Below are 13,589 nucleotides of genomic sequence, written 5' to 3'. Positions count from 1 at the left end.
CTTATTTTAAAAAAAGTGTCATATTCGTTTTGAACGCTCAAAATACCAACTATTTCCAGTATTTCAGCTTATTCCTTAACCTGAACTTGCGCCAAAGGTTAAGCGGCTTAGCTTTTATCTTACCTTTATAGTTACTATTAAAGTCATCGACTGCATCTAAAATACGTTCGCAATTATGTCCATCTCTATAGGCTTCATGATAATGGGCAAAGTCATTAACCTCTTTCATTAATGATGCTGGTCGCGTTAATGCAGTTTCAATGGCGTTTTCTACTTCGCTTACTTCTGTGACATTAAGTAAATGTTGTCCGGGGTTTGTATTGCGATAAGTGACAACAGGTTTGTTCATCATCATAAACTCTAAAATTATAGAGCTGCTGTCACACAACATGACATCTGATTGCTGAAAGTCTTCAAGACGCACATTATCGACAAACGTAACGTTACTATATTCATCTGCCAGCGCACGATATCTATCTAATAGTGCTTGATCGTTGAGTTTGGGATGGAATGTTAAACGCCAATTCCATTTCTTTTCTTTCACTAACCTACTAATTGTATCGACAAGTACAGGAGCAGAGGTAATGCCTCTAGAAAAAGTGGTGGCGTAGAGAATAGTGGGAACATCGTTTTCCTTCTTATATGAAGAAAAGTAGTCATCCACTTTAGCCCAACCTGTTTGATACACTTTAAAAAACTGATGCTTTGCTTCAAGCTGCTTAAAATACTCTGTGCTACTTGGCCCCTGAGTACAGTACATATCAAACCACCCGCGAATAGAGAAGTGATCATCTGTAGCGCTACTCTTCTCCCCCCGCTTGCCAATCGGGTAACCGTGAAATACTGATACCTTTATACCTGGCAAAAAGTGATAGATGATATTTCCACACGCAAATATGGCTAAGGGGTTGTATTCAATAACATCATTAATAGTATGAAGGCGAATTTCATCAGGCTTCAATAGATCGGGACATTCTCCTTCCAAAAACCACGCTACTTCGTCACCTCTAGCCCTAATGGCCTCTTGTAGTGGTCTATAAATAGGATACGCATAGGAAAGGGCAGTGAAAAATACATAGCGCTTGGGCATTACAACGTCTCGATAAATTCTATTAGCAAGCTACATTATCATTTTTCTCCTTGTGATTTACTACCCTCCTCTTCGCGTGTTGCTACCCCAAGATAGTTACCTGTTGCTTAAAGCATTACAGGTAGGCTCTGTAACCACCCTACTAGTACCAACTCATCGGCATTGCTGTTAGAGTTTGCGTAATTCACTTTCTGCGCAATTTATATGAGTGTGTAATGCATAAATCGATTGATAGTTTTAAAGGTGTTTCGCCTACATTAGGAAAGAATGTCTATATTGATGGCTCGGCAAGAATCGTCGGTGATGTAGTTTTAGAAGATGATGCGAGTATTTGGCCGCTGGTTGCAGCCCGTGGCGACGTGAACAAAATTCGTATTGGCGCCCGTTCTAATATTCAAGATGGCAGTGTTTTACACGTTACCCGTAAATCTGAGAAAAACCCCAACGGCTTCCCACTTATTATTGGTGAGGACGTTACCGTTGGGCATAAGTGTATGCTGCACGGCTGCCAGTTGGGTAATCGAATTCTCGTTGGCATGGGCGCTATTGTAATGGATGGTGTTGTTGTTGAAGACGATGTGTTTATTGGTGCAGGTACATTAGTACCGCCGAACAAAAGGCTAGAAAGCGGATTTCTTTACGTTGGGAACCCCATGCAAAAGAAAAGACCGCTCAACGACGCTGAAATGGCATTCCTGAAACAATCTGCCGTTAACTATGTTGTATTGAAAGATGAGTACCTTGAAGAAGCGAACTAGTTTCGCTTCTCACCTTGCTCAACGATAGCCCTGACACGTTTTACAATATCTGAAGTATCGGGGCGCTTTTGTGTCCATATGTAGAATGCTTCAGCCGCTTGCTCAACCAGCATCCCTAACCCATCTATTTGTGTTTTAACACCAAGTTCGGCCGCCTCTCTCATAAAGCGCGTGGGTGAGTTTTTATAAACCATGTCGTACACCACTTCACAGTTTTGTAAAACACCATCATTTAAACGGCACGGCAATTCATTGCTTAAACTGGCGGCTGTTGAATTGATAATAATATGAGGCGCAACATCTGCGATATCTTCAAGCGCAGCCACCTGCACTTTAGCGTTTGAAGCGGCGCTTGCCACTTCCTCAGCTTTCGCTTTGGTTCTATTGGTGATGGTTAAAGAGGCGGCCCCTGCTTTTAATAACGGGGAGATTACGCCACGAGCAGCGCCGCCGGCACCAATAAGCAACACGCGCTTACCCTTAATTTCCACACCGCTGTTAAGCAAGTCGTTTACCAGCCCTACACCATCAGTGTTGAATCCCCATATTTCACCGCTGTCACCATTCATTAGCGTATTAACAGCTTGTGCATCTTTGGCTGCTTGGTCGTCTACCTTTGCCAAGTTGAATGCATCAAGCTTAAAAGGCATGGTGACGTTACAACCTACCGCGCCTTCCTGAGCTAAAAACGCGTTGGCGGCATCTACAAAACCGTCTACTGGCGCAAGTATCTTTTCATAAGAAATCTTTTCTCCCACTTGTTCAGCAAACATTTGATGGATAGTTGGTGATAAACTCTGTGCAATAGGATTTCCGAATACAGCGAATTTTTTCATGGGAATACGAGACTTATTTAATATAAAGAAGAAAAGCGATAATCGTGCTTCGCAGAGTACACCATATGAACGTATAGGTGGAGAGGAGAAAGTACGGGAATTAGCAAATACGTTTTACGACATAATGGAAACCGATCCACTCGCCAATGAACTGCTAGCTATTCACCCCCAGCCATTAGACAGAATTCGCCACGTGTTCTTTCTCTATTTAAGTTTATGGCTTGGTGGTCCTGATGATTATCAGCAGCAGTATGGCCACCCGCGTCTGCGTGCACGCCACCTACCTTATACCGTAACACCGGAGTTAAAAGCGCAGTGGATGTATTGCATGCGAAAAGCCATGTTTAAAACGGTTGAAGATATCGCCTTAGCTCAACAGTTGATAGACGCACTTGATCAACTCGCCAATCACATGGTGAATACAAAATAAAAAAGCGCGTTGAAAGGATTAACCTTTTAACGCGCAACTCCCCTGTTACTGTCTACGCTCTTTATGGCGCATAAAGTAGTGCAATTGTGAAAGCCTAATAGTTAATAAGGCGTAGAACTAATAATTAGAATGTGTAACCCACCGATAAGGTATACACCCAAGGATCTATTTCAATATCACTTACCTTTCCAGCAGCATCACCCACTTTAAAGGTGGCTTCGGTATCTATATCAATGAATCGAACCGATGCATTGACATGCCATTTGGTATCAATTTGGTAATCCATTCCCACCTGTGCTGACAAGCCAAATGAATTATCAAGCGAAAGGTCGCTTAAGCCAGCTGTTTCATTCGCACCTGTAAACTCTTCATCAAAGATAAAGGTATAGTTGATACCTGCACCAATGTACGGCTGAAACGCAGAGCTGGCATCATTAAAATAGTAGTTTGCGGTAAGCGTAGGTGGAAGGTGCGTGACTTCTCCAAGCTGGTTACCCGTCCCTAACGGGTCAGCAACAGAAAAATTCACATCGTGCTTAAAGGGCGTTGCGGCAAGCAGCTCAATATTAATATTGTCAGTAATAAAGTACGCTACGTTTAGACCTAGCTGAGTATCGTTATCGATATTAAGGGCAACGCCAAGATCAGTTCCACCCGCGACGATGTTAGAGGTAGATTCGTCAGGAGCAACGGTAGTAAGACCGCCACGAACAATCCAGTCGCCCTGCTGGTGAGCGCTAGCTAAAGGTGAGAGTGCAGCAAGAGTAAAGCAAAGTGCAGATGCAGATAAAAAGTGTTTGCGCATGATGTGTCTCTTTTGTGTTTAATTAAGATGGCGATACTTTACGCCTGTGGTTAAGAGAAACATTGATCCAGCGCAAGTTTGATAACTCACTGAAACACAGATGATATTCCACCTTGATGTAGATCAAAAAAACGCCGCATTAACATTAATACGGCGTTTTTTAGTCATTAAAGATGAAAGCTGCTATCGGCGGTCCGCGTAAGGATTTAAGCGCAGCCTTATTTAATAATTAATCACCAATCAGTAGGTTTTAACCAGTCTGTCAGCTTGGCTTCGGCGCTACCCGGTGCAGGTGTATAACAATACTCCCAGCGCGCGAGCGGCGGCATCGACATTAGAATTGATTCAGTACGCCCGCCGGTTTGCAGTCCAAATAAAGTGCCTCGGTCGAATACAAGGTTAAACTCAACGTAGCGGCCCCGGCGGTAAAGTTGGAAATCACGCTCTCTTTCGCCGAAATCGGTTTGCTTACGACGTTCAACAATAGGAACGTAAGCATCGATGAAGCCATTACCAACAGCCTGCATATATGCAAATGACTGTTCAAAGCCCCATTCATTCAGGTCGTCGAAGAATAAACCGCCCACTCCGCGAGTTTCATTGCGATGCTTTAAGTAAAAGTAGTCGTCGCACCACTTTTTGTACTTAGGGTAAACATCATCGCCAAACGGCTTACATAATTTTTTAGCAGTATCATGCCAGTGTAAAACGTCATCTTTAAACGGATAAAATGGCGTCAAGTCGAAGCCGCCGCCAAACCACCAGATAGGTGCTTCGCCCTCTTTTTCTGCAATAAAAAAGCGAACATTAGCATGTGACGTTGGGATATACGGGTTATGTGGATGAATAACGAGTGATACACCCATTGCTTGAAAGTTTCTTCCCGCAAGCTCAGGGCGATTAGCCGTTGCTGAAGCAGGCATTTGACTGCCAAACACATGAGAAAAGTTAACGCCGCCTTGTTCAATCACCGCACCATTTTTTAGTACTCGAGAACGGCCACCGCCACCTTCTTCTCGCTGCCAGCTGTCTTCAACAAACTGGCCCTTACCATCGGCAAGTTCAAGTGTTTGGCAAATGGTGTCTTGCAGCCCTAGTAAATAGCTTTTTACTTGTTCTATTACTTCAGCGGCATTTTTACCGTCCAGTAATTCTGCTGATGTCATGCTCTTATTACCTCTGCTGTGTCACCATCGCGAATGGTACTGGGTTTAGTTGCACCGCCTACTTCCCCTTCGACATAGAAGACGGAATCAGCGAATACGGCTTTTGCTTCTTCAGTGGTGATGGCTGGCGGTTGGCCGGTCAGGTTAGCGCTTGTAGAAACTAACGGTTTACCTAACTTGTTGCACAATTCCACTACTACAGGGTGATTAGTTACGCGCACCGCTATTTTACTATGCTTGCCGGTTAACCAAACTGGCGCAGATGACGACTTAGGTAATAGCCAAGTATTAGGGCCTGGCCAGCTCGAAAAAATATCGGTGCGTCTGTCAGGGCGAATGGCGTTATCGTTAACATAAGGCAGTAGCTGACTGTAGTTTGCAGCAATCAAGATCACGCCCTTTTCTACCGGTCGCTGTTTTATCTCTAACAGCGCATTTACAGCGGCTTCATTGTCGGGGTCACATCCGATGCCCATTACCGCTTCGGTTGGATAAACGATTAAACTGCCAGCTTGGAATGCGGCAACAACAGGGTCTACTTCAGGTGAGTTAGCCTCAACGGGGGTAAACGTGTTTACGTTCCCATTTTGGATATCAGACATGGTTTTAATCTCTACGTATAGTTCTTCGTATAGTTGTTCGTATAATTACTTTTTATAGCCGCAAGCCGGCTGAGGACACTGTAACTGCCCCTTTTTGTCTATCAATACTCCCCAACCGCAGTCTGGGCAGCTTTCATTAACCGGCGTGAAATTTAGCACATATCGACATTGTGGATAATGGTTGCACGCAAAAAACTGTTTGCCGTATTTGTTAGTACGCGAGATTAGATGCCCTTTCTTACACTTTGGACAATCCACCAAAGTATCTTCTTTTTCTTTAATGGGCTCTATGTGATGGCATGAAGGAAAATTGGTACAGCCGATAAACATGCCAAACCGCCCTTTCTTTATGGCTAAGTCGGATGCGCATTCAGGGCAGGCTACACCGTCTAAGGTTTTCAGTATGGTGGTTTGTTTATCGTGAAGTGGCTTACTAAAGCTACATTCCGGATAGCCCGTACACCCGATAAAAGGGCCGGATTTACTGTTCTTTATATGAAGAGGTTTACCGCACTCGGGGCAATCTCCGAAATTATCATCGAGAGCATGCTCGTGCGCTGAAAAGAGTGAATGGTCTATTTTAGACATGTATTGGACGTTAAGGCCTTAAACGCGCTGTAATTTCACAGCGCATTTTTAAGTAAAGATTCAAATACCAGTGACTACAACTGCATTAATGCAGAACACCATCTGGCTCTTCGAACAAAAGATCTTCCATTTGTGCGTAGGCTTTCTCTTTGCCAGGTACGTTGAATAGTACCATTAGCACAACCCACTTCAGGTCTTCCAAGCAAAATTCATTGGAATCAATCTCCATAACGCGATCTATAACCATTTCGCGTGTGGAGGCATCCAACACATTAACCTGTTCTAAGAACATAAGAAAACCGCGACATTCCACATCTAAACGCATTTGTTCTTCATGCGTGTAAATACGGCTTAAGCTAGTGCTAATACCTTTGCAAAAGTACGGTTTGATGTCCGTCTCTTGCAGTGCCGCTAACTTTTCTAACCATGCGAGGGCTTTATAAATCTCATCGTGATGAAATCCTGCGCGCACAAGCTCTTCCGTTAACTCGTCTTGGTCAACACGAATTTCCGTTTCACTGTGAATGAAGTTTTCAAACAGATACATGAGGATATCGAACATATTATTTTCCCCTCAATTTAACGTAACCACCAGGGACAGCGGCCACTAAACCACGCAACTCATATTCTAATAATGATGCCATTGCTTGCGATACAGATAAGGCATTGCGCTGGGCTATGACATCAATAGCGGTGATGTCATAATCCACACTAGCTAATAATTTATCGGTTGCCAAGCTATTCGCTGTACTTTTTTCGTTTTGCTCGTCAACATTCAAGCCTAGTTGTTCAGGCTGAACGCCAACTTCATCGAGAATATCGCTTATATTTGTTACTAATTTGGCGCCCTGTTGGATTAACCAGTGGCAACCTTCAGCGTAAGCGTTAGCGATATTGCCTGGCACAGCGAATACTTCTCGCCCCATATCTGCGGCCAAATTCGCAGTTATCAAGGTGCCACTCTTAATTTTTGCCTCTACCACTAAGGTTCCAAGGGATAACGCTGCGATAATTCGATTTCGCCTTGGAAAATGCCAAGGCTTAGGTCCCTGCCCCGGAAAAAACTCTGTAACGGTGACACCTCCGTCATTGTTGATAGCTTCATAGAGCTTACTATTTTTAGCCGGATATACCTTTTCAGGTCCCGTACCCATTACCGCAATGGTTCCGGTGCTACCAGACAGGGCGCCTTGGTGTGCGGCGCTATCAATGCCCATGGCAAGGCCGCTCGTCACTACAACTCCGCTACTAGATAACCCATAAGCAATGTCGGTTGCGGTACGCTTACCCTGGAGGCTGGCCCTTCTGCTTCCCACTATAGCAATCTGTGGTTTTTGAAATAGCGCTTTGTTTCCCGTGGCAAATAGCGCGAGGGGCGGACTATCCAATTGCTTAAGTAATTCTGGATAGTGAGGCGATGACAACGGCACGATGTGTCTATTGTCGCTCGCTTGCAGCCAGTTTATTGCTGCATCAATAAGAGGCGGTGAAATGTTGTTGGTGAGTTGTTTAACCTCGTTAGGCAGCGAAGACGTGTCGCTGCCTAAATCGACAGTAGAAAGTTGATACTTTTCGAGAGCCTGTAGCCATAGTTTAGGTGAAACACGCTGAGCGGAAGCCAGCGCTATCCATGCTAATGTTTCGCTGTCTAACTGAGAAGATTGTGTTGCCATTATCGCTCCTAATGCGAGCGACAATGAACCATGCAACGCTTAGGGCTTTGCGACAATAAAGCCGCGCTTTATCCCTTTGTTCGCTCGCGTTATTAATCCGTAACTTGCCGCATCAAATGTTTTAAACACAACCACTTCACCTACTTTAAGCGCGGGTTGCGATACTGTATCGATAAACCACTCACCACCAGTGTTAGCGCCGGGTTCATCTACATAGCGTGGACTTTCTTCGTCAATAATGGCTGGACCTTGTGAGTAAAGCCCCAGGACCGTACCTGGCGCTACTTCCATACTGCCTAAATCAAGAATGACAACGTCGTATTTGCCAAGTAAATCGTGATCATGCAAATCTCCAACTATTGCGCCTCGCTGCGAAGTAGCCGGAACAAGTTCAAAGCCTTCAGGATGTTCAAATCCACCCGCCATTAACTTATCACCGCGCTTAGCTTCTTGGTTCGCATCGTCGATGAAAAGCAACATCGTGTTGCTACCTTCATCTTTTTCCACTAGTGAAGCTGTTGAAACATGGGTAACTTGAATACCAAGGATTTCCCCATCAAGATTTCTAATCGTAGCGTGCTTTCTTACAACTCTGTACTGATCGTCGGTACTGAATTGTTGCTGGCTTAACACAAAATCATCAGACGCAAACCTTACGTTTCCATCCTGATTACCCAGCAATTTAGGTAGCGAAGCATAGCTTTCCTCGTCTAGCAGCATATGTTGTCTTATAAATGGCGAGATAGTTGTCCACGACAACACATCAACAGGCTTCGGTTTTACTCGCTTATCGGTAGCCGGGGAAAGCTTATAGGAAGGTTTGTCGCGCTTTACACTTAATACAGGCTGCCCATCAACATACCCAACGACGATAACATCGCCCGGGTAAATAAGGTGTGGATTGTCGATTTGGGTGTTGGTTCGCCATAATTCAGGCCAGAGCCAAGGCTCGTTGAGAAAGACGTTAGCGATTGCCCATAGCGTGTCTCCACGCTTTACTGTGTAGGTTTCTGGCGCGCTCTCTTTTAGCTGCAGCGCAAAGGTAGGCAAAGAAAGCAGTGCACCTAAGATAAACAATGCTGCACGACGCGCGTAAATCAATCGCTTTTTCAAATTAACCACCTGCAAATTATTCACTGTCACTTATTGTTGATTTTTCAGACAATAGCACTATATCGGCATAACTAGGTATTCTAATAGGGTTTCGGTAAAAAACTGCACGAAACAGCCCGATATACGTTAGAATAGTAACTTAATAAGCACTGTAAAGTGTGCTGGCAATTAGATCGTATATGAATTTATACAGCGAAAAGGTGAAGTAAGCGAGAAATGGCAATTTTAGACGTATTAAGTTTTCCTGATGAACGTCTTCGCACGGTAGCTAAGCCGGTTGAAGAGGTTAACGACGAAATTAAACAATTGGTATCGGACATGTTCGAAACCATGAAAGACGAGAACGGTATTGGCCTTGCTGCAACGCAAGTTAACCGCCACGTTCAAGTTGTTGTAATGGACGTATCGGAAGATCAAAACGAGCCACGCGTATTTATTAACCCTGAAATCATTCGTAAAGATGGCTCCACGATTAGCGAAGAAGGCTGTTTATCAGTGCCGGGTAATTACGCGAAAGTTGAGCGCGCCGAATCAATTACCGTAAAAGCGCTAGATCAGAATGGCGAAAGCTTTGAGTTGGATGCAGAAGGTTTGTTAGCGATTTGTATTCAGCACGAGCTGGATCATCTAAAAGGCAAATTATTTATTGATTACCTTTCACCGCTCAAGCGCCAACGTATTCGTAAAAAGCTTGAGAAAGAAGCGCGTCTTGCTGCAAAAGCCTAAGGAATAACGTGACAACTCCATTGAAAGTGATTTTTGCCGGTACTCCGGATTTTGCAGCTAAACATCTATCAGCGTTACTCGAGAGCGAGCACGAAGTCATTGCTGTTTACACTCAGCCTGATAGACCCGCAGGGCGAGGTAAAAAGCTTACCGCCAGTCCGGTTAAAGTATTAGCAGAAGAAAACGCCATTCCAGTTTACCAGCCTCAGTCGCTTAAAGCGCAAGACGCTCAGGAAGAATTAGCCTCGCTCAATGCCGATTTAATGGTAGTGGTTGCTTACGGACTGATACTGCCTACCGCGGTGTTAAATGCACCTAAGCTAGGGTGCATTAACGTGCACGGCTCTATTCTGCCCAAGTGGCGAGGCGCGGCACCAATACAGCGTTCAATCTGGGCGGGTGACGCTGAGACCGGCGTAACTATAATGCAAATGGACGAAGGTTTAGATACGGGTGACATGCTTCACATAGCAACATTACCTATTACCTCTGAAGATACCAGCGCCACCTTATATGAAAAGCTTGCAGAGCTAGGACCACAAGCGTTGGTTGAGGTCGTTAATGAATTTGATCGTTACACGCCCACCAAACAAGACGACTCTCAAGCGACCTACGCGAAAAAGCTATCAAAAGAAGAAGCCCTGATTAATTGGGCAGACGATGCTGAGCAAATAGAGCGAAATATCCGCGCCTTCAACCCTTGGCCTGTAGCGTGGATGCAGGTCGAAGATCAGAACGTTAAAGTATGGTCTGCCAGCGTTGTTCCTTTAAATAAAGGTGCCACGCCAGGTACGGTAGTCAGTGCCAATAAAGAGGGCATTACTATCGCTACGGGGCGCGATGCGCTTTGCATTACAACTCTTCAAATTCCTGGCAAAAAGGCGCTTCCAGCGTCAGACGTTATCAATGCTCGCCAAACGTGGTTTGAAGTGGGCCGTTGTCTGACACAAGCGGACTAAACGTGAAACCATTACCCCTTCCCAAACAAAAGAACCTGCGCGCAGATTGTGCGTGGGTCATCTATCAAATTTTAGAGCAAGGCAAGTCATCGCGTGAGTGCTTAGAGCGCGTTCAGCGCAGACACAACGCCAAAGATAACGCATGGATTCAAGAGATGTCACTAGGGGTAATGCGTCGCCTTCCCCTTTTACAGCACTGGCTGCGCTCTTTGTTGGATAGGCCTCTAAAAGGCAACAAAAAAGTCATAGAACATCTTATTCTTCTTGGTTTGTACCAGCTTAATTTTTCCCGCGTTAGCAACCACGCCGCCGTGGGTGAAACCGTCGCTGCAGCGTCTTATTTAAATGCCGCAGGATTAAAAGGGTTAGTTAATGCAGTACTGCGTAATTTTCAGCGAGAGAACCTTGCAGACAAACCTGTAGACGACGCAATCATAAACAGCGGCTTGCCAAAGTGGTTGTTTAAGGCAATAGAGAACGCCTATGGTGACGACGCCGAGCAGGTACGTACTGAAACGAATGCCATGGCCCCCATTTGGCTTCGCGTAAATAAGTTGCAAACATCCTTGGCAGCATTTACTCAGGCGTTAGATAAAGCAGGGGTTGAATATACCCTTAGCGCAAACCACGCTGATGCGGTAATTCTGACTAAGCGAGAAGATATTACTGCCCTGCCTGGTTTTGAAAAAGGTCACTTTGCGGTACAAGATGGGGCAGCGCAATTAGCCGCACATTACCTAAAGCCTCAAGCGAACGAACGCATTCTAGACTGTTGCGCCGCACCAGGCGGAAAAACAGGGCACATTGTTGAGTCTGCACCTGATACGCAGTACGTATTAGCGCTTGATGCTGATGCTACCCGCCTAAAACGGGTAGAAGAAAACATGACTCGCCTTAAGCACACTGTCGATATCAAGCAAGGTGATGCAGCTAATCCTGATACCTGGTGGGACGGAAAGCCCTTCGACAGAATATTACTGGATGCCCCCTGCTCTGCTACCGGCGTGATTCGACGTCACCCAGATATTCGCTGGCTTCGAAAAGCCAATGACATCGACAATTTAGCACAGCTTCAACGGCGTATATTAGAAACGTTGTGGGGTCTATTAAAGCCAGGCGGCACGCTGCTTTATGCAACATGTTCTATTTTGCCAAAAGAGAACATGGCGCAAATACAGCAGTTTCTCGCCGACACTCCAGATGCCTCGTTATCGCCCATAGTGAAAACAGAAACCGTTGATAAACCCGGGCGCCAGATAACGCCAGGGGAGCAACAAATGGATGGTTTCTATTATGCGAGGCTGGTAAAGTCAGCAGACTGAGTTCAATAGTTGTGCAACGTCACACAGTTAAGACTTGCACGAATATGAAGGCAAAATAATAACGATGAAGATCATCATTTTAGGGGCCGGCCAAGTAGGCGGAACACTTGCTGAAAACTTAGTGGGTGAGAATAACGAAATAACGGTTATTGACTCTGACCCCACTATATTGCGCGCACTTCAAGACCGTCTTGATTTACAAGTAGTAACAGGCGTGGGATCACACCCTGATGTGTTGCGTAAGGCCGGTGCGGAAGATGCAGATATGCTGATTGCCGTAACCAATAGTGATGAAAGCAATATGTTGGCCTGTCAGGTGGCCTACAGCCTATTTAAAACACCCACTAAAATCGCTCGCGTGCGCTCTGAACAGTACATTATTTACCAAGAGCAGCTATATAAGCAGCAAGACATTCCCGTTGACCACATTATCGCTCCTGAGCAGTTGGTAACTAAGGCCATCAAACGTCTTATTGACTACCCGGGTGCACTTCAGGTGGTTGAGTTTGCTGAAGGCAAGGCCAGCCTTGTTGCGGTTAAAGCCTATTACGGTGGCTTATTGGTAGGCCACGCGTTATCTGCGCTTAAAGACCACATGCCTAACGTTGAAACTCGGGTTGCTGCCATTTACCGACGCGGCCGCCCTATTCGCCCGTTAGGTACCACGGTTATTGAGGCCGATGATGAAGTGTTCTTCATTGCCGCTACCAAGCACATTCGCGCAGTAATGAGTGAGCTTCAAAAGCTCGAATCAAGCTACAAACGAATTATGATAGCCGGTGGTGGCTTGATTGGTGCAGGCCTAGCGAAAAAGTTAGAGCACAATCATAACGTAAAGCTTATTGAATACAGCCCAGAAAGGGCCAAATATTTATCTGCGAACTTAGATAAAACCATTGTATTTAGCGGTGACGCGTCTGACCCTGAATTGCTAAGTGAAGAAAATATCGAGCAAGTTGACGCTTTCATAGCCGTTACCAACGACGATGAAGCGAATATCATGTCAGCCATGCTGGCAAAGCGTATGGGTGCACAAAAAGCCATGGTGCTTATCCAGCGAAGTGCTTATGTGGACTTGGTGCAAGGCGGTGAGATAGATATCGCGTTTTCACCTCAACAAGCCACTATCTCGGCGCTACTGACTCACGTACGTCGAGGTGACATTGTAAACGTGTACTCATTACGACGAGGTGCTGCCGAGGCTATTGAAGCGATAGCGCACGGTGATGAAAATACCTCTAAGGTGGTTGGCAAACAAATAGGCGATATTAAACTACCGCCAGGTACCACGATTGGGGCTATTGTTCGAGACGATCAGGTGATTATTGCTCACAGCGATACCAAGATTGAAGCAAACGACCATGTAATTTTGTTCTTGGTTGATAAGAAGTACATCAACGACGTGGAAAAGCTGTTCCAACCCAGCGCATTTTTCTTTGGCTAGCGCTTTTGCAAAGCGTCATAGGTGCCGCGAGATTAAAAGTTGAAGACATAAAAATAAAGGGCGATATTTATCGCCCT

15 protein-coding genes are annotated in these 13,589 nt (G+C 45.3%); 6 read left to right on the top strand and 9 right to left on the bottom strand.

The features are described 5' to 3' along the window. Positions 1 to 49: 49 nt before the first annotated feature. Positions 50 to 961, bottom strand: a complete 912-nt coding sequence (locus ACFI6J_RS20695; RefSeq protein WP_348670947.1) for a UDP-N-acetylglucosamine 2-epimerase — start codon at positions 959 to 961, stop codon at positions 50 to 52. Between the two features lie 344 nt (positions 962 to 1,305). Here ACFI6J_RS20695 and ACFI6J_RS20690 point away from each other — a divergent pair, with 344 nt between their 5' ends. After that, positions 1,306 to 1,848 carry a gamma carbonic anhydrase family protein gene (locus tag ACFI6J_RS20690; protein WP_348670944.1) on the top strand — a complete coding sequence of 181 codons (543 nt, stop codon included), beginning with the start codon at positions 1,306 to 1,308 and terminating at the stop codon, positions 1,846 to 1,848. Here the strand turns inward: ACFI6J_RS20690 and aroE are convergent. Continuing rightward, a complete protein-coding gene (gene aroE, locus ACFI6J_RS20685) occupies positions 1,845 to 2,684 on the bottom strand; it encodes a shikimate dehydrogenase (RefSeq protein ID WP_348670945.1) in 840 nt (279 codons plus the stop codon). The two genes, ACFI6J_RS20690 and aroE, sit on opposite strands and share 4 nt — an antisense overlap. Between aroE and ACFI6J_RS20680 the strand changes: the two genes are divergently transcribed. Continuing rightward, the gene (locus tag ACFI6J_RS20680; protein WP_014947737.1) at positions 2,683 to 3,114 is read left to right on the top strand and encodes a group II truncated hemoglobin; all 432 of its coding nucleotides are present in this window, start codon (positions 2,683 to 2,685) and stop codon (positions 3,112 to 3,114) included. The two genes, aroE and ACFI6J_RS20680, sit on opposite strands and share 2 nt — an antisense overlap. 124 nt (positions 3,115 to 3,238) lie before the next feature. Here ACFI6J_RS20680 and ACFI6J_RS20675 read toward each other — a convergent pair whose 3' ends face one another. The 7 genes from ACFI6J_RS20675 to ACFI6J_RS20645 all read right to left on the bottom strand — a co-directional run bounded on the left by ACFI6J_RS20675 (position 3,239) and on the right by ACFI6J_RS20645 (position 9,061). Beyond that, a complete protein-coding gene (locus tag ACFI6J_RS20675; protein WP_069943469.1) occupies positions 3,239 to 3,919 on the bottom strand; it encodes an OmpW family outer membrane protein in 681 nt (226 codons plus the stop codon). A 233-nt stretch (positions 3,920 to 4,152) separates the two neighbouring features. Then, positions 4,153 to 5,085, bottom strand: coding sequence for an oxygen-dependent coproporphyrinogen oxidase (gene hemF / locus ACFI6J_RS20670; RefSeq protein WP_052247444.1), 933 nt, complete (start codon positions 5,083 to 5,085; stop codon positions 4,153 to 4,155). After that, positions 5,082 to 5,687, bottom strand: coding sequence for an L-threonylcarbamoyladenylate synthase type 1 TsaC (gene tsaC / locus ACFI6J_RS20665; protein ID WP_014975257.1), 606 nt, complete (start codon positions 5,685 to 5,687; stop codon positions 5,082 to 5,084). Before tsaC ends, hemF begins: the two co-directional genes overlap by 4 nt. A gap of 45 nt (positions 5,688 to 5,732) precedes the next feature. After that, positions 5,733 to 6,275: a DNA topoisomerase family protein gene (locus ACFI6J_RS20660; protein WP_039222332.1), complete on the bottom strand. Its 543-nt coding sequence runs from the start codon at positions 6,273 to 6,275 to the stop codon at positions 5,733 to 5,735. Positions 6,276 to 6,360: 85 nt separating this feature from the next. Next, positions 6,361 to 6,837 carry a DUF494 family protein gene (locus ACFI6J_RS20655; protein ID WP_014947732.1) on the bottom strand — a complete coding sequence of 159 codons (477 nt, stop codon included), beginning with the start codon at positions 6,835 to 6,837 and terminating at the stop codon, positions 6,361 to 6,363. Position 6,838: 1 nt separating this feature from the next. Beyond that, entirely contained in the window at positions 6,839 to 7,948 is a 1,110-nt protein-coding gene (gene dprA, locus ACFI6J_RS20650; protein ID WP_462586369.1) for a DNA-processing protein DprA, read from the bottom strand. Positions 7,949 to 7,987: 39 nt separating this feature from the next. Further along, the gene (locus tag ACFI6J_RS20645) at positions 7,988 to 9,061 is read right to left on the bottom strand and encodes a LysM peptidoglycan-binding domain-containing protein (protein ID WP_014975254.1); all 1,074 of its coding nucleotides are present in this window, start codon (positions 9,059 to 9,061) and stop codon (positions 7,988 to 7,990) included. Positions 9,062 to 9,277: 216 nt separating this feature from the next. On the opposite strand from ACFI6J_RS20645, the gene def reads away from it, so the two are divergent. The 4 genes from def to trkA all read left to right on the top strand — a co-directional run bounded on the left by def (position 9,278) and on the right by trkA (position 13,512). Then, on the top strand, positions 9,278 to 9,787 hold the full coding sequence (def, locus tag ACFI6J_RS20640; protein WP_014947729.1) for a peptide deformylase: 510 nt from the start codon (positions 9,278 to 9,280) through the stop codon (positions 9,785 to 9,787). An 8-nt stretch (positions 9,788 to 9,795) separates the two neighbouring features. Further along, positions 9,796 to 10,746, top strand: coding sequence for a methionyl-tRNA formyltransferase (fmt, locus tag ACFI6J_RS20635; RefSeq protein ID WP_014947728.1), 951 nt, complete (start codon positions 9,796 to 9,798; stop codon positions 10,744 to 10,746). A 2-nt stretch (positions 10,747 to 10,748) separates the two neighbouring features. After that, positions 10,749 to 12,068, top strand: coding sequence for a 16S rRNA (cytosine(967)-C(5))-methyltransferase RsmB (gene rsmB, locus ACFI6J_RS20630; protein WP_014975252.1), 1,320 nt, complete (start codon positions 10,749 to 10,751; stop codon positions 12,066 to 12,068). 64 nt (positions 12,069 to 12,132) lie between these two features. Further along, complete coding sequence (gene trkA / locus ACFI6J_RS20625) at positions 12,133 to 13,512, top strand: Trk system potassium transporter TrkA (RefSeq protein WP_014947726.1); 1,380 nt, start codon at positions 12,133 to 12,135, stop codon at positions 13,510 to 13,512. Positions 13,513 to 13,589 lie beyond the last annotated feature (77 nt).

The organism is Alteromonas sp. G4i13 (genome assembly GCF_054960505.1).
The sequence above is the reverse complement of the archived record's forward strand: the minus strand, read 5'-3'. Positions and strand labels throughout refer to the sequence as shown.